This is a genomic window from Companilactobacillus jidongensis (assembly GCF_003946575.1).
Taxonomy (GTDB): Bacteria; Bacillota; Bacilli; order Lactobacillales; family Lactobacillaceae; genus Companilactobacillus; species Companilactobacillus jidongensis.
Map to the genome: position 1 here is coordinate 39,396 of NZ_RHOP01000008.1, position 25,222 is coordinate 64,617.

The window sequence follows — 25,222 nt, forward strand, 5'->3', positions numbered from 1 at the left end:
AAATGAGTGAAGTTATTACAATCGGTGAGCCACTAGTTATTTTTGCATCCAAGGATTCGAATGCTTCTTTAACGGACGCTGTTAATTTTCAAAAATTAATGGGTGGAGCAGAGTTGAATGTAGCGATTGGAGTGCGCCGATTAGGACATTCAGTAGAGTATATTTCACAAGTCGGTCAAGATCCTTTTGGTGATTATGTTGTCAAAACGATTTTGAGCCATAACGTGGGGACAAAATATGTCTCTAAGGATCCTAACAGTTTTACAGGACATCAACTAAAACAATTGGTCACTAAAGGGGATCCTGCAACTTTTAATTATCGTAAAGGATCGGCAGCATCACACCTTACAAGCGATGTAATTAATAAAATCGATTTAGAGGGTGTTAAAGTTGCACATATGTCGGGAATCTTCCCAGCTATATCGGATACTGCTGAAGCAACTTTTAAGACGTTGCTGAAGAGACTCGTTGATAAAGATATTTTGATTACTTTTGACCCTAACCTGAGGCCTCCACTTTGGAGCAGTAAAGAAAAGATGGTTAAAACAATCAATGAAATGGCCTCATCTGCGGATATCGTTCTTCCTGGAATAAATGAAGGCAAAATTTTAGTTGGGTCTGATGATCCAGAGACTATTGCTGACTTTTATTTGAAAGGTGAAAGAACTAAGACCGTAATTGTAAAAATTGGTTCTGAAGGTGCTTATGTAAAAACCAGAGATGGTGATAGTTACACTGTTGGTGGATTTAAGGTTGATAAGATTGTTGACACTGTTGGAGCTGGTGACGGATTTGCACTTGGTGTAATTACGGCGTTACTTGATGGCAAAGATATGAAGGCTGCGGTTAAACGTGGCAATGCAGTTGGAGCTCTACAAATTCAAACTCCTGGAGATAATGATGGATATCCTGACAAAAAAGGACTTGAAGAATTTTATCAAAAAGAGCAAGTAAGTGAATAGAATAATTGAGTTATATAAATGAAAAGTCAACTTAATGTTGGCTTTTTTGTTATTATCAAAATATTATTGGAAGCGATTGTAAATAACACGATAATTGCTATTGTAATAGGATATGATTGAATTTGTAACATTATAGGGAAACATCTTCTGAAAGGAGATATTATGAATAATGCTTTTTATAAACAGTTAGGGGATAAATATGACAAGTTAACCGCAAATGAACAACTAGTTATTGATTTTATTCTTAAATCAAATAATCCGGGGAAACTTAAAATTAAAGATATTTCTGAAAAATTGTTTTTGTCTAGTGCAACTATCGTTAGAGCATCTAAAAAATTGGAGTTTAGTTCATTCAGTCAGCTTAAATTTTATGCAGCTCAATTTAAGGAAGATAAAGATGAAGAGATTCAAACTGAAGATTACGGGAAGATCTCAGAGAGAACACAGAGTGACTTTAATAAAACTATAGATATGTTGAGTGAGAAAAAAGTTAGGGATTTTGTTTCGTATATCAATTCGGCTAGAAGGATATTTTGTGTAGGTAGTGGTTCTAGCGTCAGTGTAGTGAATGATTTGAACCGAAAATTGAAATTACTTAATTATTGGTCAAATGATTATGAAGAATTATATTCAATTAGAGATATTGCAGATATTTCTAGTGATAAAGATGTAATAATCATTATTTCACTGGGTGGTGGAAATAATATTGTAAATCAGTATATTTTAGCTGCTAAGTCAAAAGGAACTAAAGTAATTTCAATAACGGGTACTAATGCAAGTTCAGTTATGAAGTTGAGCGATGCTAATCTTTTGGTTTATGAATCACCTGTTCCTAGAAAACGCATGAGATCAAGATTAATGTTAAATGTTGCAGCCGACATGGTTTTTGAATACATAATTAATTATGTAAATGAAAAAAAGTAATTTTTTACTCAAAAAGGTAAATTTTACTTAGTAGGTAGGAAAAATGTAAAAATCAAATATTTTCTAATCTGATGATATTGTATAGTCAGTAAGTTAGGAGATGTAATTATGGAGGCTCAAGAGGGGAAAAAGAGAAACAACCTCATCAGGGGATTTGAGATGTTTGGTCGTTCTTTCTTATTACCTGTATCAGTTCTACCCGCTGCAGGTATTCTACAAGGTTTAGGCTCAGCGTTTACTAATGCTGATACTGTAAAAATGTATCCATGGATGCAAAATGAGACATTCCAGTTTGTAATGGGATTCTTATCAACGATGGGTTCAGCAGCATTTAAGAACCTTCCAATAATCTTTGCTGTTGGTGTTGCCGTTGGATTGGCAAAACATGAAAAGGGCTCTGCAGCCATTTCAGGATTATTGGGTTATTTAACGCTTCAATACATGATGAATTTTTTACTTAGTACATCTGGTCAGTTGGTTGACACAACTGGGATGGACCCAACTAAAGCTGCTTTAGCATTAGCTGATAAAATGCAGACAACAGTTTTAGGTATTCAAACTATGGATTTAAATGTTTTTGGTGGAATTATAACTGGTGTAATTGTTTATTTTGTACATAAGCGTGCAATTAAGATGCATGTACCAAGGGTACTAGACTTCTTCAGTGGACCAAGATTGGTACCTATTCTGATTATGCCTGTTATGGCCATGACAGCTATTGTATTCTTCTTTGTTTGGCCAGTAGTACAAACAGGAATTGCAGCATTGTCTGTTATGATCTTGAAATCTGGAACTATTGGAACATTTTTATATGGTGTTATTGAACGTTTGTTACTACCGTTTGGTTTACATCATGGATTGAATTGGCCGGTAAGAACTACAGAATTAGGTGGTATCTTTACAATTGGTGGTCGCCAATATCAAGGTACAATTGCTGCATACATGGCATCACTTGCTCATGGTGGAGCAATCAATCCAATGATTACTCGTTTTAGTTCAGGTAAATTTGTTTATAACATGTTTGGGTTACCTGGTGCAGCTTTGGCAATGTATACATGTGCCAAACCAGAGAATAAAAAGAAAGTTGGTAGTTTACTGTTTGCTGCCGCAGCTACAGCCTTTTTAACAGGAGTTACAGAACCTATTGAATTCACTTTCTTATTTGTTGCTCCCGCTCTATATGGAATTCATGCCATTTTAGCCGGCTTGACAATGGCTGTTACCTCAGCTCTTGGTGCTGCATATTTAACACCAACTGGACACGGATTAATTAACTTTATCATTTACGGTGTTTTGCAAGGAACTAAAACAAAATGGTATATTATGCCGATTGTTGGTGTATTCTGTTTTGCAATGTACTATGCAGTATTTACTTTTGCGATTAAGAAGTTCAATTTCAAAACACCTGGTCGTGAAGACGATGATGCTGATATCAAGCTTCACGGTAAGGATGAGACTAGAAAGAAAATGGGTGTTCATACCTTAAAGGATGAAAATAAGGCAACATCTATGGCATCAACTTCATCAGATGGCAAGCTATCAACACATGATCAAGCAGTTGCTTTAATTGAAGCACATGGTGGCTCAGAAAATATTTCTGATGTTGATGCATGCATCACTAGACTTAGAATTAATGTTAAAGATAAGGCAGTAGTTGATAAAGATACTATTGTGAACAAATTAGGTGCGATGGGATTCAATGAATCAGGTATGCAGATGCAGTCTATTTACGGAGGCCATGCAAATGTATTAAAAATGGAAATCCAAGATATCTTAGGGATTGGTGAGTAATTATGGACGAAAAAAAAATTATACTCACGGATTTGGATGGGACTTTCGTGATGGATTCTCATTCTGTGAATAAGAAAGATTTAGACGCTTTCCATGAATTGAAAGATAATTTTATCATGGGTGTTGCAACTGGAAGATCGTTAAAAGAAATAGACTACCTTGAAGAAGATAATGGAATAAAATTTGATATTGGTGTCGGGTTTAATGGATCCCTAATTAGAGGAACTAACGGAGAACTTTTAGTTGATAAACCGATCCAACATGATGATCTTTGCAAAATATTAAGTTACTTAGAATCTAATAATATAATTTTTGATGCCTTAGATGGTTTAAAGAGGATTGGAAGTTACAAAGCCACTGATCCTAAGAGACTTTGGGGAATGAATTTAGTAACACTGAATGATCCGTTTGATACAGTCAGAGATATGAATATTTATAAAATAAATGTTCGTCCTGGTAAAGAAAAATTTGATAAGGTATTTAGTAATATGATCCAATTGTTTCCTGGATTGTCGATTTATGAAGGTGGTACTCAACAACGAATAGAAATATCAGCTAAAAATAGTTCAAAAGGAACAGCCGTTGAATATTTAAAGAATAAATACAAGCGTGATGTAATTGTAGTTGGTGATTCTGGCAACGATGCTCCGATGTTTGAAAAAGCTGATATTTCTTTCTGCATTTCCCATGCTAAACCTGAAGTTAAAAATAAGGCAGACTATGCAATTGATAGTTTTGCAGATGTTTCAGAAAAATTAAATTCAATGTATAAAGAGATGATATAGATGTTTGGATTCTTAAAAAAACATTCAGATGAAAACACTTTAATGTCGATTGGTAACGGAGAAGTTGTTGAATTGTCTAAAGTTGATGATCCTGTTTTCAATACTGGAATAATGGGTGCGGGATATGGCTTTTTACCAGCAGATAATAATATCTATTCTCCAGTATCTGGAAAAGTTTCAATGATTCCTGATACTAAACATGGTATTGGTATTACTACCTCTAATGGGACAGAAGTTTTAGTTCATATGGGAATTGATACCGTTGAATTAAAAGGGATTCCATTTGATATAGCAGTTAATGTTGGTGATGAAGTTAATGCAGGTCAACAGGTTGCTACCATGGATTTAAATAAAATCGAGGAAGCTGGTAAGGATACAACAACAATGGTCGTTATGACTAATGGTAATGACAAAGGATTATCAGTTAATCTTAAACCAGGAAATAAGAGTAATGAAGATATAGCAGCAGTAATTGTTACTGCTTAATAAAAAAAACACAGTTGTTCTACGTGAGGTTAACTCATATAGAATGACTGTGTTTTTTATTTTAGCTTTGCAGGAATGATCAGCTTTGATGGGATGTCCTTATCGTCATCCTTTAATAGATCAATCATAACTTCAGCTGCACTGGCTCCCATTAGGAAGGGATTTTGCTCAATTAATTTAGCTTGCGGTTCTATTGCACGGGCTAGATCGGTATCTGAAAATCCAGTAGCAGTAACATTTTTATCATCCACATATCCTTTAGCAATTAAACCAGGCATGAACTCCAGTAACCAACGTTCCTTGATGGCAAAAATCAAAGTTTTTTCATCTGATTTTTTTATTAAGGAAACAATTTTATCGTGAATTTCTTTATGATTATGAGATTTTTCTGATATTTCAATTACATCAACATTATCTGTAACAGATGTAATTCCTTGATAACGTTCTCGACGAGTTGAAGCAATATTAATGTCTGAACTGATTACTATTACGTGATCATAACCTTGATTTCTAAAATACAGCATGGCGTTACGAGCAGCACTGTAATTATTTGTAATTACTTGAGGCCAAGATGATCTTTCCACTTCACGATCGACGATAACAATTGGTATATCTCGTCTTATTTCGGTTTCAATTAGGTTCATATCGCTAGTTAACGGTTGAAAAATCAATCCATCAAAACTGTGATTATTAACCGAATCCATCAATTGAATTTCTCTTTTTTGACTTGTATCTGTATCAAATAAAACTCCAATATAGCCGTTACTCTCTAAGATAGAACTTACACCCTTAAAAAGTTCGGTTGAAAAATAATCATCGATATTTGCAACAACCACCGCAATCATATTACTTGATTTTGTTACCATTTGACGAGCAGCAGAATTAGGAACGTAATTTAACTTATCAATTGATTCGGAAACTCTCTCAGCAGTTTCTTCTGACATTCTGGATAAATCATTATTTAAAAATCGGGAGACAGTAGCGATTGATACATTTGCAAGTGCTGCCACATCCTTCATATTGGCACTTTGTTTCTTTTTCATTATTTTATTTACCACTATTCTTAAAAATACTAATAATACTATATCATACTGTGCTAATGGATAATGCAATTCAAATGGTTAAAATCAAGGTAAACGTTTTACTAGCACCGTAAAGTTAATGATTTGGCATAAAAGTTGTTATGAAAGCAATTATATTTAATATAAATAGTTCTTGAATTAATTTAGGAAAACGTTTACCATATGCTTTGTAAAGGGTTACAAAAATTAAATGATGTGGAGATGTGCATATGTCAGAGAGAACACAAATTGATCCAGAAAAATTTGCATTGAACTTTGCTAGCTCTAATTATGAGAAAGGGTTGGATAAAAAGGAACTTATCAAGGAGTCAAAGGATTACTTAATTAGTTATCTAACTGCATATTATTTGGCCCAAGATTTTAATAATGCTGAACAAAAGAGTTTTGATAAAGATGGAACTCAATTTCAGGATTTGAGTTTTGAAGATTTAATCAGTAGAGTACGTGATTTAAACAAATATTAGTGGGGTGGAAAAAATGACTTTAATTTTAAACACATGGATTTTTGAAAAGGATGTTAAGGAAGGAACAAATCAAGTTGACTTAGTAGACCGTGTTGCTAGCTTAGGTGCTGACGGTATTGAAGTACGTCGTGAATATTTCAAAGATCTAGATAAGGAATTACCTGAGACAGCTAAGAAAGCTAAAGAACATGATTTGATTGTTAACTATAGTGTTCCTGATGTCGTGTTTGAAGACGACGGTTCATTAAATCCAATGCTGAAAACATATTTCGAAGAAGGTAAAACATTAGGCCTAAAGAAAATTAAATTCAATATCGGTAATTTTGATAAGTTTACGGGAGACTTAAAAGAAGCTTTGAGTCAATTCCCAATTGATAAAATTGAAATGAACGTTGAAAATGATCAAACCCAAGTTTCAGGTACAGTTAAAGCATTGACGAAGTTCCTATCAGCAGCACATGAAGCAGGACTACCAGAAATTGGATATGTTTATGATCTTGGTAACTGGGCATTTACACATGGTGATGCAGTTGAAAGTGCTAAAGCTTTGGCACCATATACACATTACATTCACTTGAAGAACACAATTGACAATGAAGGTGAATTATCAACTTCTGATGATTTAAACGTTGGTATTTATGATTGGAAAAATATTCTTACATATTTACCAAAAGATGTTTACTTTGCTCTTGAATATCCAATGGATACAGATGAACAAATTAAAGGACAAATACAATTGTTTCATAAAGAGGTAGGTGCATAGCATATGAGCTCTACAGTAATCGCAATACTTTTATTAATTACGTTTGCTGCCTTTATCTATTACATACTTAAAGGTGGTAACTTGATGGTCGGATTCTTCGTAATGGCCATCTTATGGGCTTTGATTGGTATGGTTCCATTTGATACAGCCATTCAAAAAGTTTTTGCTGAACCGGCGTTGAATTATGGTCCTACAATTATTTACATTGTGTTTGGTTCCTGGTTTGGACGTGTTTTGGTTGAAAGTGGTATTGCTCCGGCAATATCAGAGCAGACTAATAAGGTCGGTAAAAAGAAACCATTAATTGCCGGTATTCTTGTTATTATCGTTACTGCTTTTATCTTCGTTAGTGCTTATGGCGTTGGTTCGGTTATCGCTATTGGTGTTATCTTACTTCCAATCCTTCTATCAATTGGTTTACCTAGAGACTTGGCATTGTCAGTCTTTGCTTTATCAATCGGTGCTCCAATGTATATCAACGTTGTTTTATATAATCAAATTAAGGCATTTTTCCCAAAGGCTGTTTATGGTGGTTCATATCTTGTCTTTGGTGTAATTGCAGCATTAGTTCAATTAACAGCAGTAATTATATTGTTAATTGTTAACCGTAAAAAGATTGATCCATCTCAAGCGGAGAAAAACTTGGAAATTATTGGTGCAAGTTCGGATAATGTTGCTGATGGTAATAAGGTTCCCAAGATTGCTTTCATCATTCCTATTATCCCAGTTGCAATGAATATGATTTTTAAATGGGATGCTATTCCAGCTCTAACAGTTTCAACATTATTAGCCATGTTATTAACTGGTAAGATGAAAAATTACAAGGCTTTCGTTAGTTTCTTGAACGAGTCAATTAAGAAATCAATTAGTGATATTTCAGGATTAATCATGTTCTTAATGGCATTAACAATGTTCAGTGGAGCTGCTTCATTGAACGCTGCGCGTTTCCGTCCAATATTCCAAGCAATTTTACCTCACGATCACTTAATTTTAGCAATTGCTCTAGGTGTTTTAGCACCATTGGCTTTGTTCCGTGGTCCATTGCACGTATGGGGTGCTGGTGCCGCCACAGCCGCAGTTCTATCTGGTACAGGATTATTCAGTGATGCATTCTTACTACCACTATTGTATGTGCCAACGTTGCTAGCTATTTCAACAGATATCACACAATCATGGAATATCTGGGGACTAGATTACATGAAAGTTCAATCAAAGAGCTTTTTGAAGTATGGCGTACCGGTCATGTGGATAGTCTCAATTATTAATGAAGTTCTAGTTTATTATTTCTTCGGTTAAATCAAAAAAATATTAGTTAAATCAAAGGAGTTTTATTATGAGTGAAGTTATTACGATTGGTGAACCATTAGTATGTTTTGCTTCAAAGGATTCAGATGTATCTTTAGTAGATGCAATTAATTTTCATAAAATCATGGGTGGAGCTGAACTAAATGTAGCGATTGGTGTACGTCGTTTAGGACATTCAGTAGAATATATTTCTCAAGTTGGAGCAGATCCATTTGGTGATTATGTTATTAAGACAATTTTAAGTCATGATGTTGGTACAAAGTATATTTCAAAGGATCCTAATAATTTTACAGGACATCAATTAAAACAATTAGTTACAAAAGGCGATCCAGATACATTTAATTATCGTAAAGGATCAGCTGCTTCACATCTTACAAGTGATGTGATTAATAAAGTTGACTTAGATGGTGTTAAGGTAGCTCACATGTCAGGAATTTTCCCAGCAATTTCAGATATTGCTGAAGAAACATTCAGAACTTTACTAAAGAGAATTGTCGATAAGGGTATTCTTGTAACATTTGATCCAAACCTAAGACCATCACTATGGAGTAGCCAAGAAAAGATGATCAGTACAATCAATGAATTAGCCGCTTCAGCAGATATTGTTTTACCAGGTGTTGAAGAAGGTAAGATTTTGATGGGTTCAGATGACCCTGAAAAGATTGCTGATTTCTATTTAAAAGGTGAACGTACAAAGACCGTTGTTGTTAAAATAGGTGCCGAGGGTGCCTATGTTAAGACTAAAGATGGTGACAGCTATACAGTTAAAGGATTCAAAGTCGATAAGGTCGTCGATACTGTCGGCGCCGGTGATGGATTTGCTTTGGGTGTTATCACGGCACTTCTTGAAGGTAAACCAATGAAGGATGCAGTTCTACGTGGAAATGCAGTCGGAGCTTTACAAGTTCAAACATTGGGTGATAATGATGGATATCCAGATAAAGATGGATTGAAAGAATTTTACGCAAAAGAAGGAGTTCAAGAATAATAATGAAGCTTCAAGTGGCCATTGATAGAGTAACTTTAGATGATGCAGTTAAATTGACACATGAATTAAATGGAGTAGTTGATATTATTGAATTAGGTACTTCACTGATTAAAGACTATGGTTTATTGGCACTTAAGAGTGCGCCTTTTAATTTACAAAGTTCAGAAATTTTGTACGATTTGAAGACAAACGATGAAGGCGTATATGAGTTTGAAAAGGGATTCGATGCTAATGCTGATATTCTAACCGTTATGGCTGGATCATCATTAGACACGATTGAACAAGTTTATGATGTAACTGAAAAATTCAACAAAGAAATGTTGATTGATTTATTAGAAGTTGATAATAATAAGATCAAAGAAATTTCTGGCTTTGATAATGCAATATATGGATTACATCATTCAAAAGATTCAAAGGATTCCTTTGATGCAGTGGACACTTTAGATAAATTCAAGAAGAATTTCCCAGCAATTAAGAAAATTGCTGTTGCTGGTGGAATTGACTTGAAACAAGCTAAAGCAATTGCTACTCAAGGTATCGCCGATACAATTATTGTTGGTGGTAAAATAGTTAAGACAGACAATCCAGTGGAATCTGCTAAACAATTCATGGAGGCAATAAAATGACATTAATCAGTCAAATTATGCAAGAAGTTAACGAAGTTATGAATATGGTCGACGAAAACCAAATAGATAATGCTGAAAAACTGATCAAAAAGGATAAACGCATTTTTGTTCTTGGAGCCGGTCGTTCTGGATTGATGGCAAAAGGATTTGCGATGCGTTTGATGCATATTGGTTATACAGTATATGTAATTGGTGAAACAATCACGCCTTCAGTTCAATCAGGTGATGTATTGGTATCAGTATCAGGTTCTGGTAAGACAGCAAGTATTCTAGAATTAACACAAAAAGCAAAAGCTGACGGAGTAGAAATAGTTACCTTAACTAGTAAAGAAGATTCACCACTTGGTCAATTGGGTGATGCAACTATTGTTGTTCCGGGTGCCACTAAAGGTGGAGACGGCGTAAAGTCAATCCAACTTTTAAGTACTCTGTTTGATCAAAGTGTACATATTACCTTAGATACATTGTGCTTGAAGTTAAGTAGACGTGATCATACTTCAAATGATTCGGCTAAATCAGCACATAGTAATATGGAATAGTAAAATATATACTGTCCGACAAATTTATTGAGGTGGTAATTAAATGTTACAAAAAATAGAAATTTTAAAAAATGTTCAAAATTCAGGTGTTGTCGCAGTTGTTCGTGGTGCATCTAAAGAAGAAGCCTATAATGCTGCCAAAGCATGTATTGAAGGCGGAGTTAAAGCTATCGAATTGACATTCACTGCTCCACATGCGGATGAAATCATTGGAGACTTAGCCGAAGAATATAAAGATGATAGTGATGTAGTTATTGGTGCAGGGACAGTTCTTGACCCAGCCACTGCTCGTTTAGCTATTATTGCTGGAGCTAAGTTTGTTGTTAGCCCATCATTTTCAAAAGATGTAGCAAAGTTATGTAATCTTTATGCAATTCCTTATATGCCAGGATGCATGACACCACGAGAAGTTCAAGATGCTTTAACATATGGATCAGATATTGTTAAAATCTTCCCTGGTTCAGTTGTAGGACAAGGTATGGTTTCAGCACTTAAGGGACCATTCCCACAAGTAAATATTATGCCTACTGGTGGCGTATCATTGGAGAACATGAAAGAATGGTTCGACAAAGGCGTTATCGTTGTTGGTGCTGGTGGTAACTTGGTTGGACCAGCAGCTAAAGGTGACTATGAACAAGTTAAGAAGAATGCAGAAGCATATCACGCAGAAATTCTTAAAATTAGAGGATAGTTATTCAAATAAAAGGGATGTTTCTTTATTGGGAACATCTCTTTTAAATTCTAAAGTTATATAAACGGGGGATAGTAATTTTGGAACAATCAAAAGATGAAATTATGAAAAATGAAAAAGCGCTAGATCAATTTAAGATGAATTTCTTTGATTTGACCGGAAAAGTGGCCATTGTAACCGGAGGAAATACCGGGTTGGGCCAAGGATATGCAATTGCTTTGGCAGAAGCTGGTGCAGATATATTTATAGCCGCACATAGCAAACGTGAGTGGGATTCTACACGTCAAATGATTGAGAAAAGGGCACGTAGAGTAGAATTCATGGCATGTGATTTAACTGAAGAAGGAATTGCAGACCAAGTTATTAGTAAGACACTTGAGTCATTTGGTCATATTGATATTCTAGTAAATAATGCTGGAATGATTCGACGTAATTCCATTCTCGAATCCAAGGATAAGGATTGGGACGATGTAATTAATATTAACCTTAATGCGGTTTATCATTTATCAATGGCAGCAGCCAAGATTATGGCAAAGCAAAGGTCAGGTAAAATAATTAATATTGGATCTATGCTGTCATTTCAAGGTGGCAAATTTATTCCATCATATACTGCGGCTAAGCATGGTGTTGCGGGATTAACTAAGTCATTTGCAAGTGAATTAGGAGCATATAATATTCAAGTTAACGCGATTGCACCAGGGTATATAAAAACTGCTAATACAGCTCCAATTCGTGCTGATAAAAAGCGAAACCAAGAAATTCTTGATAGAATACCAGCAGGGCATTGGGCTGAACCATCAGAATTGATGGGTGCTGCAGTATTTCTTGCAAGCAAAGCATCTGATTATGTTAATGGGCATATATTAGCTGTAGATGGTGGATACTTGGTACGATAATATTTTTCGATATTTTAAAAATCATATATTGGGAATCGAACCAGATTGGTCGATTCTTTTTTTGTACATTATATATTTCATATAATGTTATAACATTATAATTTTTAAGATTGCTAAATTCCTTAAAATGGTGTATAAAAATAATAGTGAATGCGTATACATTTTTATGCATATAAACGCATAAGGGGAAAGTAATTATGGAAAGAAAAATATTATATCAGAGCGTTGCAGAAGATTTAAAAAAGAAAATTTTGAACAGTACATATGCTGTCGGAGATTTCTTACCAACAGAAATAGAATTGGAAAAGATTTATGATGTTAGCAAAATAACAGTCAGAAATGCTATTAAGATGCTTGTAAGTGAAGGGTACGTTACTAAGCAAAGTGGTAAGGGGACCACTGTGATCAGTAATAGATTATTCAACCGTTTATCTAAAGCCGAATCATTTAGTAGTATTTTGGAGAATAATGGAAACGATGTTAAAAAGAAAATTGTATCTATTAGAGAGATACCTGCTAAAGACAGTCCAGCGACCTTTGAATTAAATCATTTAACTGGTTGTATTACTGAAGTAACTAAAGTTTACGAATTGAATAAGCAACCATTTATTGTTTTTAAACATTATTTACCCTTTAAACTTGATGAGGAAAGTAGAAAAGATCTAGACAATGTTTCTTTATATCAAGTAATCAAAGAAATGGGTGAAATGGTTAATAGGTTTGACGATGATTTTTATGGATGTCTTCTCAGTGAGCATCAACAAAAAATGTTTGATACCGATGATAAAGTGGGTATTAAAAGAATAAGAAAATCATACGATCAAGTTGATAACTTGGTTGAATATGCCGAGGCTATTTATCTTACCAATAAATTTCCTTATAAAATTAAATACGAAATTTAAGTAGGCTAAGAATATTATTTTTTAGAAAGCGTTTACAATATAACGTTATAATGTTATTATCTATTTGTAATAAATAAGGGGGACTTGAAATGATCGACTTATATGTAAAGAATGGTAAGACAATTTCTGGAAGTCCCGTTGATGTATTAATTGATCAAGGAAAAATTATTGATATTCAATCACATATTGACGGCGATGTTAGTGCAAAAAAAGTTTTGGATTTGGAATCTAAATATTATCTAAGCTCTGGATGGATCGATGATCACGTTCACTGTTATGAGAAACTAACGCTATATTATGATAAGCCTGATTTGGACGGTGTCGATGCTGGTGTTACTACAGTTGTTGATGCAGGTTCAACCGGAGCTGACAATTTACCTGATTTTTATGAATTAACAAAAAAAGTAAGAACTAATGTTTATGCAATGTGCAATATTTCCAAAACAGGAATTATTGCTCAAGATGAATTAGGACATATGGATCGTATTCAAAACGATTTAGTTAAGAACATGATCGATGAGTATCAAGGATTTGTAGTTGGTATCAAAGCCAGAATGAGCAAATCAGTTGTTGCTGGAAGTGGGATTCATCCTTTGGAACGTGCTAAGGAAATCCAAAAGCTTAACAATAATATTCCATTGATGGTTCATATTGGAACAAATCCTCCAGAATTAAGCGACATTATGGATCTGCTAGATCCAGAGGATATCATTACTCACTGTTACAACGGTAAGCCAAACGGAATTATGAATTTGGACTTACATGAAATCAAACAATTTGCAATTGATTCATATAATAGAGGAATTATTTTTGACGTAGGTCACGGTACAGACAGTTTCAACTTTGAAGTTGCTAGAGTTGCTAAGAGCATTGGATTGACACCTAAGTCAATCAGTAGTGACTTGTACCACAGAAATAGAGAGAATGGCCCGGTTTATAACTTGGCTACATGCTTGGATAAGATGCTTCATCTTGGATATACAATGGAAGAAATTATTCCGATGATCACAACTAATCCAGCTGATAATTTCCATCTTGAAAACAAAGGTTCATTGAAGAAGGGCTTTGATGGAGACCTAACAATCTTCAGTATTGAAGATAAAGAAAAGGAATTAACAGACTCAAATGGCAATACAGAAACCACAAATAAAGTAGTAGTTCCACATTATGCTGTTGTTGCAGGAAATGTGTATGAAACTAAGTTGGAGGAATTCTAATGGAAAATGTTTACGAAAAATATGGTTTGAAACAAGTAGTTAATGCCAGTGGGAAAATGACGATCTTAGGTGTTTCGAAGGTTTCAGATGATGTTCTAGAAGCACAAAAATTTGGTGGACAACATTTCTTTGAAATGAGTGACTTGGTTCTAAAAACTGGTCAACATCTAGCAAAGGTCATTGGAGCTGAAGATGGAGTGGTTCTTGCATCAGCATCAGCTGCAATTGCTCAATCAGTTGCAGCAGTTATTGGACAAGGCAGTATGCATCATGTATATCACCCCTTCGATGAGCGTTATACAAATCGTGAGATCATCATTCCGAAGGGTCAAAATGTTGACTATGGCACACCTGAAGAAGTAATGATCGAACTTGGTGGCGGTAAAGTTGTCGAAGCTGGTTACGCTAATATGTGCAGTAAAGAACATATTGAAATGATGATCACTGATAAGACAGCCGCAATTTTGTACGTAAAGAGTCACCATGCAGTTCAAAAGAGTATGTTGAGTGTCAAAGATGCACTTGAAGTCGCACACAAACACAATCTTCCATTGATTCTTGATGCAGCCGCAGAAGAGGATCTTAGAAAATACGTTGATATGGGTGCAGACATTGTTATCTATAGTGGTGCCAAAGCATTCTCAGGTCCATCATCTTGCTTGACTCTAGGTAAGAAACCATACTTCGATTGGATCAGATTACAATCTAAAGGTATTGGTAGATCAATGAAGATCGGTAAGGATAACATCCTGGGTCTTACAAAGGCAATTGAAGATTACTTGGAATTCGGTCCTGAGACTGGTGATTCAATGAAAGAAAGATTGACACCATTCGTTAAAGAATTGAATGAGATCAAAGGAATCGATGCAAAAATTGTACAGGATGCTGCTGGTCGTGATATTTATCGTGCAAGTGTCACAGTTAATAATGAAGCACCAATCGATGCGCTTAAGTTGATCGAAGAATTAAAGAAGGATAGTCCAGCGGTTTACACAAGAGAATATCGTGCAAACATGGGAATTATCGAATTTGACGTTCGTGCAGTACATGAATCAGAAATGACAATGATCGTTGATAAGATCAAACAAATAATGAAGTAGGTGGCATCTATGAATACTATCGAATTAAACGCAGCTGCCGAGAAAATGATTAAAGACAGCGTTGATCCCAAAAAAGTTAGAGAAATACTTGAATACACACTAAGTCAGATGCAAACTATAAATTCATTTCCTGATGAAACACAAGCTGAAGTTCTAACTAATCATGTTGCTGAAATGGTTGAAAGATCAGAAGACAATAGACAATTAGATGATGTAGATGTTTCGGTATTTGATGGATTACCAGAAGATAGTGTTGAGTTAGCTGGCAAAGTTATTGATAAAATTGGAAATTTAAAAGATCAAGAAAAGTATATTTTAGCAGTACATTTTGAAGTAGCACGCAAATAAGGAGGACGTAATTATGGTTAAAGTAGTTATTGCAGATAGAATGGGTAAAGGTCAAAAAGTTGCTAAAGGTGTCGAAGCTGCAGGCGGAGAAGTTTATGTTGTGCCTGGTATGGGTGCAGATATGCGTCTTGGTGATGAAATGAAGAAGCATGAAGCAGATTTTGGTATCTCATTCTGCGGTAGTGGTGGTGCTGGAGCAATCACTGCAAAGAACAAATATGGATACACAGAACGCCACAGTATGCGTTCAGTTCAAGAAGGAATTACAGCTATTGAGGACGGGATTCAAGCTTTAGGATTTGGTTTCATGGACAAGGAAGAATTAGGTACTAAGTTGGTTGAAACATATAACCGTGTTCATTCATAGGGATTGAGGTTGATAACAATGGAGAACTCTCAAAAGATAGCTAACGAAGAAATCCAAGTATCTGGAACAGGCCAAACTAAACAAGAAGCAGTCGCTGACGGGTTATCCAAGATATCTAAAATCGTTAGAAAGAAAAACGAAATCACAGTGCAGATTACACCAGTTTCAATAGAAATTGATGAGGCAGAATGTAAAGAATACAAAGAACACTTCCTTTTTGTTTTTCTACCTAGAAAGAGAACTATTTATAACGTTTCAATGAGTATCAGTGTTGAAATTAAATATATGGATTTGTCAGAAATAGACTTTACGGAAAAACAAATAAAAGATCCCAATGGTGTCAGGTTGCCAAAACTGAGTACGTTGAGAAGTAGTAAGGGGAGTTAGATATGACAATACTCATCATTTTACTGAAATCAATTTTGATCGGTGGATTGGTTGGATTCGCAGCTGGAATGGGTGCTGCCAGAATGTTCAATGCACCTACTGTTCAAGCACTGGGAGCATTTAGAACTCTTGGTGAGATGAATGCCTGCGAAGGAGATCCAGCATCACATTTTTCATTCGGATTAGGATTCTTCTTCAATGCATGGGCTTCAACAGTTGGTGCCGGTGCTTTTACACAAGATGTTACACACCGTGTTATTCCTAACTGGGCTGCATCAGTTCTATTATTAAAAGATAAAAGAGTAGAAAAAACAGTACATGACCCTAAGAAGATGGCAATTGCTGGAGCTATTATTGGTATTATTGTAGTTTCATTCCTAAATACAACAGCTTCTGCTATTCCTAAGTCACTTCAAGTTACAGCTGTTAAGGTTCTTGTTCCAGCCGCTGACTTACTTATCAATATAGTTATGCCTATTATCTTCTGGCTAGCTGCTATCGATGCAGGTAAACGTTCAGGATTATGGGCAACAATTTTCGGTGGTCTTTCAGCTATGATCATGGGTAATGCCGTTCCTGGTGTTGTTCTTGGTATTCTAATTGGTAAAGGTGTCGATGAACTAGGTTGGACACGTATTACTAGAGTTATGATGGGTGCCGTCATTGCACTATTCATCTTGAGTGGATTCTTTAGAGGGTTCGATATTCAAATGATTGAAAGTTTCAAGCTACAAGTACCAAGCTTCATAAATAATATGCACAGTGTGTTCAACATTAAATAGGAGGGGACATCATGGATGAAGAAAAGACAATGGAAATAGATAAAAAGAGCTTTTGGTATTCTGAATGGTCATTCCCAATTATGGTTGGAATAATGGCTGCTGGTGTTTTTGCTGGTACTCACATGTACTTTGTATATAACGTTGGAGCATTTAATGAAGTTGCTATTGTTGCCATGCTAAAGGCTGGTATGGATGGTGGTTCTTATGGAGCCGCTGCAGCCTTTGGTGCAAGTTTCTTATTTGCTCGTATTCTTGAAGGATCATTAGTTGGTATCTTGGATTTAGGTGGTTCTATTTTAACCGGTGTTGGTATTGGTATTCCTGCTATTCTCTTGAGTATTGGTTGGAAGGCACCAATAACTAACTTTTGGTTATCAATTACCACAGGTTTAGTTCTAGGATTGATAATCGGTGGAATTATTACCTTGGTTCGTAAGTATACTATTAATCAATCAAATGCTACATTCGGTGCTGACGTTATGATGGGTGCTGGTAATTCATCAGGTCGTTTCCTTGGACCACTAATTATTCTTAGCGCTACTAGTGCATCAATTCCTATCGGTATTGGTTCTGTTATCGGAGCAGTTATTTTCTACCTTTGGAAGAAACCTATCGCTGGTGGAGCCATTTTAGGAGCAATGATCTTCGGAGCATTCTTCCCAGTATCACTTAAATAACAAAAATTAATAATTAACTACGTGAAGGAGTCTTACTTATGTCAAATGTACCTAACTTTTATAAAGATCGTGTTGCACTAAACGTTTTGGCAGGATCAGTTCAAAATGCCAAGGATTGTTATGAAGCCGCAGATCATCATATCGTACTAGGTGTTCTATCAAAGAACTATGATACTGATGAAGCAGCTATTAAGGATATGAAGTTATATCAAGCAGAAACTGATAACGCACTTTCTGTTGGCTTAGGTGCTGGAGATCCTAAACAAAGCCAAATGGTAAGTAGAATATCTGCTGAACTACAACCACAACATATTAATCAAGTATTCACAGGTGTTGGTACAAGTAGAGCTCTATTAGGTCAATCAGATACATTCATTAATGGATTGGTATCACCAACAGGCAAACCAGGTATTGTAAATGTTGCTACTGGTCCATTGAGCAGTGATCAACCAGCTGCTGAAGTTCCTATCGAAACAGCTATTGCCATGTTGAAGGATATGGGTGGCAGTTCAATCAAGTTCTTCCCAATGAAGGGATTGGCACACATTGAAGAATTCAAAGTAGTTGCTAAGGCTTGTGCGGACAATGATTTCTATCTAGAACCAACTGGCGGTTTGGATCTTGATAACTTTGAAGAAATTCTTCAAGTTGCTGTAGATGCAGGTGTTAAGAAGATTATTCCTCACGTATACAGCTCAATTATTGATAAAGAAACAGGTCATACACGTCCAGAGGATGTTAAGACGTTGTTTGAAATTATCAAAAAAGTATTAGATTAATAATAAATCCTAAAAAACAAGCTCGGTATTTGTTAAAACAGATACTGGGCTTGTTGTGGTTATGCGATAATTAAGAAGATTATTAGTCCCGTGGGAGGAAAGTATGGAAGTATATTTTGTAAGACATGGACAAACGATTTTTAACTTAATGAGTAAAATGCAAGGTTGGTCCGATTCACCATTGACTGATACTGGAATTGAAGATTTAAAGAAAACTGGTAGTTATTTAAGCAAGGTACACTTTGATGCGCTATATAGTTCAGATTTAAAGAGAGCTATGGATACTGCTGAAATAATAAAAAAAGAAAATGATGCTAGTGATTTAAACTTGAAAACTAGTAAAAACTTTCGTGAAATATTTTTCGGGTCATTTGAAGGATTGAAAAATACAGATACTTGGAAAACGATTGGTGAACCATATGGGGTTACCAATCAAAATGATTTAGCTAAGAAATACTCCATGAGTTTCGTCAGGGATGCTATGAAAAAGGCTGATCCATTAAATTTTGCCGAAAGTGCCGAAGAAATAGAAAATAGAATTAAACGAGGATTTGAACAATTGTTGGATGAAAATGCCGTTGATTCTAGAATTTTGGTGGTCACACATGGCACATTTATCAAAACACTGATGATGAATTTTACAGATATTAATATTGAACCTTCAGATGCATTTCCTGATAACGGTAGCATTACAAAAACTACATTGAATAATAATGGATTTAAAGTGACCGATTTCAACATCTTACCTAAAAATTAGAAATCATAGCATATAATAAGAAGTAATGATTTCTAATGTGAGAGGTAAAACATGAAAGTATACTTTGTAAGGCACGGCTTAACAATGTTTAACATGCTAAATAAAATGCAAGGTTGGTCTGACACACCTTTAACGGCTGAGGGTGTATCAGTGTTAAAAAGAACAGGAGAATATCTCAAGAATATTCATTTTGATGCTATTTATAGTTCTGATTTGAAACGTGCGGTTGATACTGCAAATATTATTAAGCGTGAAAATTTAACTAGTAATGCTGACGTATCCACTATTAAAAACTTGCGAGAGATGTGTTTTGGATCCTTTGAAGGCGATAAAGGTTCAGATGTTTTGGATCTAATGAGCAAGAAGTACGGTCAATTAATTAAAAATGAATCCGATGATGCTTTTAGTGCCATTATGGTCAGAGGACTTTTGAAAGAGTCTGATCCTACTGGATTGGCAGAGAACGTTGAAGATGTGGCAGTTCGTATTGATGCTGTTTTGAAACAATTACTTAATGACAACAAATCTGATTCGACGATTCTAGTTGTTTCGCATGGAGCATTTCTGGAGACACTTATTTTGAAGTACTTTGGTGAAAACTTTGATTCCCGCGGAGCTTTTCCAGACAATGGAAGTATAACAATAACCGATTTGACTGATGATGATTTCAGACTTGAAAAATTTAATTTGTTACCAGAATAAAAATACACTTCATTCAACAAACAAGGATGAAGTGTATTTTTGCTAGTCAACTAACTTTTTTATAATTGACTGTAATTTTTTAATATCCTCAGGACGTGTAAGACCTGTTTCTTTATCAATAATTGAGCTGTATACGTGAGGGATAATTTTCTTAACACCTGCATCTAATGCAATACTTAGTATTTTTTCAAAATTATCTAGATCAATGCCACCTGTAGGTTCCAAATTGAAATCATTGTCTGCACAAGCTTTAGCAATTATTTTGAATTCTTCAATGTGTGCCAATCCCTTCATTGGGAAGAACTTGATTGAACTGCCACCCATATCTTTTAACATGGCGATGGCTGTTTCGATAGGAACCTCAGCGGCCGATTGACCACTGCTTAACGGACCAGTAGCAATATTAACAATACCTGGTTTTCCTGTTGGAGAGATCAATCCGTTAACGACCGTTTCATTTTGTCCCAGAAGCGCCCGACTCGTGCCGACCCCTGTGAAGACTTGGTTAACATGTTGTGGTTGGATTATCTGTGATACTCTGCTTACCATTTGGCTCTGGTTAGGGTCTCCAGCACCTAATCCAACAGAAATAGCATTATCAATTTCTGTTTGATATAGTTTCATATCTCTAATAGCTGCTTCGTCAGTATCATAGTTCTTCGTGAGAACACCCAATACGATATGATGATCTGCGGCTTCGTAACAATCTTTGGCATTTTGAACTGATCCCGCTAAAACATTTAGTGCGACACGATTTTTATAATAATTTGGCGTTTTATTCATCAAGTATCTCCTAATTTAAAATTTCTTTTAATTTGTTTGTAATTATATTCATTTCTTCACTGTCTACCGCACGAATATCTAATTCAAATATTCCTTCATTAGATCTGTATTCACGAGTATATATTGCAATTTTTCCATTCTTCAGTTCTTTTAACACTGTCTTGGCATTTTTGGAACTATCGGGTTGGATTGTGATTTCAGCACGATATATTTCGCGCCCCGCCGCATCTTGAACTTGTTTAGCACTAATATGTGGTACTTTGTTTAAGGATTCAATAAATGGAGTTAATCTATTTATCATAGATTTTCCGGATTCAGTACCGTTTTCTAGATATTCTTTTAGAGCTGTAGTTAAACCAAGAATATTTTCTTTGCCAATTTTCATTGACCTACCGATACCCCTGGATTGCAGCTTTATCCAATCTATATAAGGCTGTTTTCCAAATAAGAGACCAGAAGCGGGGCCTTCAAGTGCCTTTGCACCACTAAATATAACAACATCTATATCCATTTCAACGTACTTCTTAAGATCTTCTTCAGCCGCTGCATCAAGAATCAATGGTAAGTTATGTTTGTGTGCAACTTCAACTGCATCTTTAACACTTAACATGCTCTTTTGAACTGCATGGTGACTCTTTACATAGAAGATTGCGGCTGTCTTGTCAGTGATCATCATCTCAATGTGTTCTTTACTACACATATTGGCATAACCAGCTTCAACAACCTTACCGCCACCAAGTTCAATCATTACTTCTTCAGGAGTTCCATAATCAACGTTTTGACCTTTTGGAATAATGATTTCACGATTTGTATAACGTTCATCGAATGGGTGGTATACATGATGCATACTGCCTTGTCCGATAATTCCGGCAACTGATTGTGCAATTGCGGCAGATGCTGAATTTACGACAACAGCTCCTTGAGAGCCTAACCATTTTGAGATTTGTTCACCAGTTCTGTTAACTAATTCAGACATTTCAAAGAAATGTGTATCTCCAAATCTTTGTGCCTCTATTGCTATAGAGGGTACTTTAGATACGCCTAGAATTGTCATCTTCCCACTTGCATTTATTACATGTTTCAAACTGTAATCTTTATAAAAATCATTCATTCATTTTTTCCTCCCAACTTAACCAATTACAAAATAATTTATAAATGGTTGTTCAATTTCCTATAAGCAATAACAATGCCAAAAAAAGGAAGTCCTTATTTGAAGGACTTCCTTTTTTATTATGTGAAACAGTATTTGTTATTTTAAAACACTTCCCAAACAGTTTAAAACACTTTATTTGAATATTTTTAATTTTTTATTTGAACTTTCTTCAGATACTATTTCCGAAATGAAATATAATTCATCTTTCGGAATTTGTATTTTTAGTTGACCTTCATATGGAGATAAAGTTTTTTTGACTAATTGATAAATATTCTCTATTTGTTCAGAAGGGGTATTTGGATATTTTATTGATTCTTTGGTCAAGGCTCTTTCAAAAACAAAACATGTATGAACTACACATTTGACTATCATACTATTAGAAAATTTAACGTTCATATCAGAACTTAAATTATTCATCCAAGCAATCAATGTTTTAGTCATTAAATATGGATTTAAGTAAATTAAGCTTGTTTTTAAAATATCAATACAAATATCAGAAATAACAATACTTTCATGGCCATGTTTTGTATTTTTTCTTGTTATTTCTTTATTTCCAATTGTGGATCTTAATATTTCTTCGCCATTTCCGCCAATAAGTGATTCAAGAGTAATATGTGGAACCTTAAGATTAGTCTTTCTAGTGCCAACTGTAGCAATTATGTCAAATTTATCTTTTATTTTGGGTATTTCTTCAGATAGTTTTAATGCAGATATTGTTTTAACTACCACTGGTTCAGAGGTAGTCTCATTAACTATGTTTACTATAATTGTTTTTAATCTTTCCGCGGTGCCACTTCCAGTCATACAAATAGATAAGATAGCTTTTGGTAGGTTTGAATCGCTCTGCCTTAGGGAAGATGTTACAGTTTCAACAAAATCATTTTTAATAGAATTATGTAATCCAGTCAAATCCATATCTAAATAGTTAGTTTTTCTGACTGTATCCAAGACAATTAGTGTTGTTACAAATGGAATTATTTTTATAGGTATACTTGTTTTCTTTTCAATTTGTTCTTGAAGATGTACTAATGATCCCATATCAACAAGTAATAAAACGCCACATCCTTGATTCAGCAAGTTTATTTTTTCAACCATTCTATCAATAATATCTGTGGGAGAGGTATTTAAAGACATATCTAATGACGCAATGTTGTTTGCTCCGAATAATTCACTAGCAACTTCAACCATTGAACTAGCGGTACTATTCCCATGAGCAATTACAAGTATACCGACCTTATTGTTTGATCCGGTATGCATTTTTTCTAATGATGAAAGTAATAAAGTTAAATATATTACTTCAATATTTGGAAGAATCAAGTCTTCCTCTTGATATATTTCCTTACTAAATAGTTTGGCAACAATGTATTCATTTTTGTAATCTTTTTGAATTCTATCAACTTCGTTTTTCATTAATACATGTGTTTCACGATTTCTGTTACTTAAGTATGTATCTATATGCATACCAATATAATATATAAATCTTTCATCAAACTTCTCATTTAAATTATCTTCAGCAATTCTATATAATTTTTTAGTTAGATTCAGTACTCGGGGACTTATAAAGTTTTGTAATTTTATCGTCTCGGCGGGTTCTTTCAAAAATTCATTAATGTGTTGACGTAGCTCATGCATAATAGAATTTTGTATATCTTTGTTATCCATGCCTTGTGATTTCAATTGTTCAACTTGTTTAGTCATATCTTGATATATGTTTTTCTCAATTGGTAAAGAAGTTCTTCGTGAATCATATGAATAGATTGAATGTAATGGTACCAGTGAAGTCACCTGTGTGATCAGTCCCTTTTCAGTTTGGCGTAATTTGTTCTTTTGAAGTTCCTCCGGTAATGTGGAGCGATTAACCAGAACATCACCATCTTCATCAATACTATTTAGAAATGCTCTAGCACAAATTAATTGTATTTGAGATTTCAATTGACCGATATTACCGTAGTTATCACTAAAAAGTAATGTTTCAATTACATCTACGCTGACATCAAGATCTCTTCTTATACGACTAGATTCATTTCTGAAAAGGTAATTGATTATTTGAATTTGTTCACGTAATCCTTTCTCACTAAGAGAAGGGATTTTTATAATTGTTGGAATTCTTCTAAGAAAAGTCTCAAGTAAGTTCGATTTGGGATCTTCATTAGTTGCGGCGACGATTAGTACGTTTGCCTGTCGACGTTTCCCTGTTTCACCCAATCTTGAAAAAGTACCTGTATCCATAAATGTGAACAGCATTTCCTGACCTTCTGGAGGAAGTCTATGAACTTCATCCAAAAGTAGTACACCACCACTGGCTTTTTCAACTAACCCAGCTTTATCTTTATCAGCTCCGGTGTAAGCACCGCGAACATACCCAAATAGCTGCGATAGTAGTAGTTGAGAATTATTATAATAATCCGCGCAATTAAAAGTAATAAATGGGGCAGTATCTGAAATCTGATTTCGGAATTTAGAATATTCATAAATAACGTTTGCAAAAAATGTTTTACCGGATCCTGTGGGTCCTAGTAAAAGCATATCAAGTCCTGTCGGAGGGTACATTATTGCGGCTTTAGCTTGTTTCACTGCTGTTCTTAAACTTTGTTGGCTTCCAATTATTTGGTTAAAAGGATCTCCAGTAGTTTGTGGCAATATACTTGATTCTATTTTTTTATTCAAATCATTTGTTATGAATTTATCAGGAATATTAATTTCATTTTGTTTAAGTACAGTTACGGGAATGAATTTTACTGGATACTTTTTGATCTTCACAACCAAACCATCTTTTACAAGCCGATTGAGTTCTAAACTGCTGTTGGATCTAGAAATACCCGTTGATTTTTCCAAATCAGCGGCACTACTTCCCTGTTCTTTTAAAACTATCTCTTTGGTTTTTGGAGCCCAATATTTTTGGAGAGCATCATAAATTATTTCATTACGTTTCAAAAAAACACCTCCTTATTAATATAAAAGAATAC

At 34.8% G+C, this 25,222-nt stretch carries 28 protein-coding genes; 24 read left to right on the forward strand and 4 right to left on the reverse strand.

Annotated features, from left to right (window positions below; genetic code table 11):
- Window positions 1–2 precede the first annotated feature (2 nt).
- The 5 genes from EKM68_RS06540 to EKM68_RS06560 all read left to right on the forward strand — a co-directional run bounded on the left by EKM68_RS06540 (window position 3) and on the right by EKM68_RS06560 (window position 4,948).
- Window positions 3–962 carry a sugar kinase gene (locus tag EKM68_RS06540; protein ID WP_125589030.1) on the forward strand — a complete coding sequence of 320 codons (960 nt, stop codon included), beginning with the start codon at window positions 3–5 and terminating at the stop codon, window positions 960–962.
- 162 nt (window positions 963–1,124) lie between these two features.
- On the forward strand, window positions 1,125–1,886 hold the full coding sequence (locus EKM68_RS06545) for a MurR/RpiR family transcriptional regulator (protein WP_125589032.1): 762 nt from the start codon (window positions 1,125–1,127) through the stop codon (window positions 1,884–1,886).
- 108 nt (window positions 1,887–1,994) lie between these two features.
- Window positions 1,995–3,677: a PTS transporter subunit EIIC gene (locus tag EKM68_RS06550; protein WP_125589034.1), complete on the forward strand. Its 1,683-nt coding sequence runs from the start codon at window positions 1,995–1,997 to the stop codon at window positions 3,675–3,677.
- A gap of 2 nt (window positions 3,678–3,679) precedes the next feature.
- Entirely contained in the window at window positions 3,680–4,462 is a 783-nt protein-coding gene (locus EKM68_RS06555) for an HAD-IIB family hydrolase (protein WP_125589036.1), read from the forward strand.
- Window positions 4,463–4,948 carry a PTS sugar transporter subunit IIA gene (locus EKM68_RS06560; protein ID WP_125589038.1) on the forward strand — a complete coding sequence of 162 codons (486 nt, stop codon included), beginning with the start codon at window positions 4,463–4,465 and terminating at the stop codon, window positions 4,946–4,948. It abuts the gene before it with no gap.
- 56 nt (window positions 4,949–5,004) lie between these two features.
- Here EKM68_RS06560 and EKM68_RS06565 read toward each other — a convergent pair whose 3' ends face one another.
- Entirely contained in the window at window positions 5,005–5,991 is a 987-nt protein-coding gene (locus EKM68_RS06565; protein WP_125589040.1) for a LacI family DNA-binding transcriptional regulator, read from the reverse strand.
- 248 nt (window positions 5,992–6,239) lie between these two features.
- On the opposite strand from EKM68_RS06565, the gene EKM68_RS06570 reads away from it, so the two are divergent.
- From EKM68_RS06570 to EKM68_RS06660, 19 genes are all read left to right on the forward strand, one after another.
- Window positions 6,240–6,494: a hypothetical protein gene (locus EKM68_RS06570; RefSeq protein ID WP_125589042.1), complete on the forward strand. Its 255-nt coding sequence runs from the start codon at window positions 6,240–6,242 to the stop codon at window positions 6,492–6,494.
- Window positions 6,495–6,507: 13 nt separating this feature from the next.
- Window positions 6,508–7,257 (forward strand): sugar phosphate isomerase/epimerase family protein, encoded by a 750-nt coding sequence (locus EKM68_RS06575; RefSeq protein ID WP_125589044.1) that lies wholly within the window; start codon window positions 6,508–6,510, stop codon window positions 7,255–7,257.
- A 3-nt stretch (window positions 7,258–7,260) separates the two neighbouring features.
- Window positions 7,261–8,553, forward strand: coding sequence for a transporter permease (locus EKM68_RS06580; protein WP_125589046.1), 1,293 nt, complete (start codon window positions 7,261–7,263; stop codon window positions 8,551–8,553).
- Window positions 8,554–8,590: 37 nt separating this feature from the next.
- On the forward strand, window positions 8,591–9,550 hold the full coding sequence (locus EKM68_RS06585) for a sugar kinase (protein WP_125589048.1): 960 nt from the start codon (window positions 8,591–8,593) through the stop codon (window positions 9,548–9,550).
- 2 nt (window positions 9,551–9,552) lie between these two features.
- On the forward strand, window positions 9,553–10,176 hold the full coding sequence (locus tag EKM68_RS06590) for an orotidine 5'-phosphate decarboxylase / HUMPS family protein (protein WP_125589051.1): 624 nt from the start codon (window positions 9,553–9,555) through the stop codon (window positions 10,174–10,176).
- Window positions 10,173–10,715, forward strand: a complete 543-nt coding sequence (hxlB, locus tag EKM68_RS06595) for a 6-phospho-3-hexuloisomerase (RefSeq protein ID WP_125589053.1) — start codon at window positions 10,173–10,175, stop codon at window positions 10,713–10,715. The genes EKM68_RS06590 and hxlB overlap by 4 nt, the downstream gene beginning before the upstream one ends.
- Before the next feature lie 43 nt (window positions 10,716–10,758).
- Window positions 10,759–11,406 (forward strand): bifunctional 4-hydroxy-2-oxoglutarate aldolase/2-dehydro-3-deoxy-phosphogluconate aldolase, encoded by a 648-nt coding sequence (locus EKM68_RS06600; RefSeq protein ID WP_125589055.1) that lies wholly within the window; start codon window positions 10,759–10,761, stop codon window positions 11,404–11,406.
- Between the two features lie 71 nt (window positions 11,407–11,477).
- The gene (gene kduD / locus EKM68_RS06605) at window positions 11,478–12,302 is read left to right on the forward strand and encodes a 2-dehydro-3-deoxy-D-gluconate 5-dehydrogenase KduD (protein ID WP_125589057.1); all 825 of its coding nucleotides are present in this window, start codon (window positions 11,478–11,480) and stop codon (window positions 12,300–12,302) included.
- A 197-nt stretch (window positions 12,303–12,499) separates the two neighbouring features.
- The gene (locus EKM68_RS06610; RefSeq protein WP_125589059.1) at window positions 12,500–13,204 is read left to right on the forward strand and encodes a GntR family transcriptional regulator; all 705 of its coding nucleotides are present in this window, start codon (window positions 12,500–12,502) and stop codon (window positions 13,202–13,204) included.
- 89 nt (window positions 13,205–13,293) lie between these two features.
- On the forward strand, window positions 13,294–14,421 hold the full coding sequence (locus EKM68_RS06615) for an amidohydrolase/deacetylase family metallohydrolase (protein ID WP_125589061.1): 1,128 nt from the start codon (window positions 13,294–13,296) through the stop codon (window positions 14,419–14,421).
- Entirely contained in the window at window positions 14,421–15,521 is a 1,101-nt protein-coding gene (locus EKM68_RS06620) for a DgaE family pyridoxal phosphate-dependent ammonia lyase (RefSeq protein ID WP_125589063.1), read from the forward strand. The genes EKM68_RS06615 and EKM68_RS06620 overlap by 1 nt, the downstream gene beginning before the upstream one ends.
- A gap of 9 nt (window positions 15,522–15,530) precedes the next feature.
- Window positions 15,531–15,869 carry a hypothetical protein gene (locus EKM68_RS06625; RefSeq protein ID WP_125589065.1) on the forward strand — a complete coding sequence of 113 codons (339 nt, stop codon included), beginning with the start codon at window positions 15,531–15,533 and terminating at the stop codon, window positions 15,867–15,869.
- Window positions 15,870–15,882: 13 nt separating this feature from the next.
- Window positions 15,883–16,236, forward strand: coding sequence for an SFCGS family glycine-rich protein (locus EKM68_RS06630; RefSeq protein ID WP_125589067.1), 354 nt, complete (start codon window positions 15,883–15,885; stop codon window positions 16,234–16,236).
- Between the two features lie 18 nt (window positions 16,237–16,254).
- Window positions 16,255–16,623 (forward strand): DUF4312 family protein, encoded by a 369-nt coding sequence (locus tag EKM68_RS06635; RefSeq protein ID WP_125589069.1) that lies wholly within the window; start codon window positions 16,255–16,257, stop codon window positions 16,621–16,623.
- Window positions 16,624–16,625: 2 nt separating this feature from the next.
- Complete coding sequence (locus EKM68_RS06640) at window positions 16,626–17,405, forward strand: DUF4311 domain-containing protein (protein ID WP_125589071.1); 780 nt, start codon at window positions 16,626–16,628, stop codon at window positions 17,403–17,405.
- 11 nt (window positions 17,406–17,416) lie between these two features.
- Window positions 17,417–18,082 (forward strand): DUF4310 family protein, encoded by a 666-nt coding sequence (locus EKM68_RS06645; protein WP_125589073.1) that lies wholly within the window; start codon window positions 17,417–17,419, stop codon window positions 18,080–18,082.
- A 38-nt stretch (window positions 18,083–18,120) separates the two neighbouring features.
- Complete coding sequence (dagF, locus tag EKM68_RS06650) at window positions 18,121–18,861, forward strand: 2-dehydro-3-deoxy-phosphogluconate aldolase (protein ID WP_125589075.1); 741 nt, start codon at window positions 18,121–18,123, stop codon at window positions 18,859–18,861.
- Window positions 18,862–18,964: 103 nt separating this feature from the next.
- Window positions 18,965–19,618: a histidine phosphatase family protein gene (locus EKM68_RS06655; RefSeq protein ID WP_125589077.1), complete on the forward strand. Its 654-nt coding sequence runs from the start codon at window positions 18,965–18,967 to the stop codon at window positions 19,616–19,618.
- Window positions 19,619–19,669: 51 nt separating this feature from the next.
- On the forward strand, window positions 19,670–20,320 hold the full coding sequence (locus tag EKM68_RS06660) for a histidine phosphatase family protein (RefSeq protein WP_125589079.1): 651 nt from the start codon (window positions 19,670–19,672) through the stop codon (window positions 20,318–20,320).
- A gap of 42 nt (window positions 20,321–20,362) precedes the next feature.
- Here the strand turns inward: EKM68_RS06660 and dagF (EKM68_RS06665) are convergent, their stop codons facing one another.
- The 3 genes from dagF (EKM68_RS06665) to EKM68_RS06675 form a co-directional block, all read right to left on the reverse strand.
- Window positions 20,363–21,103, reverse strand: a complete 741-nt coding sequence (dagF, locus tag EKM68_RS06665) for a 2-dehydro-3-deoxy-phosphogluconate aldolase (RefSeq protein ID WP_125589081.1) — start codon at window positions 21,101–21,103, stop codon at window positions 20,363–20,365.
- A gap of 10 nt (window positions 21,104–21,113) precedes the next feature.
- Entirely contained in the window at window positions 21,114–22,214 is a 1,101-nt protein-coding gene (locus tag EKM68_RS06670) for a DgaE family pyridoxal phosphate-dependent ammonia lyase (protein WP_125589083.1), read from the reverse strand.
- A gap of 174 nt (window positions 22,215–22,388) precedes the next feature.
- A complete protein-coding gene (locus EKM68_RS06675; RefSeq protein WP_125589085.1) occupies window positions 22,389–25,190 on the reverse strand; it encodes a sigma 54-interacting transcriptional regulator in 2,802 nt (933 codons plus the stop codon).
- Window positions 25,191–25,222 lie beyond the last annotated feature (32 nt).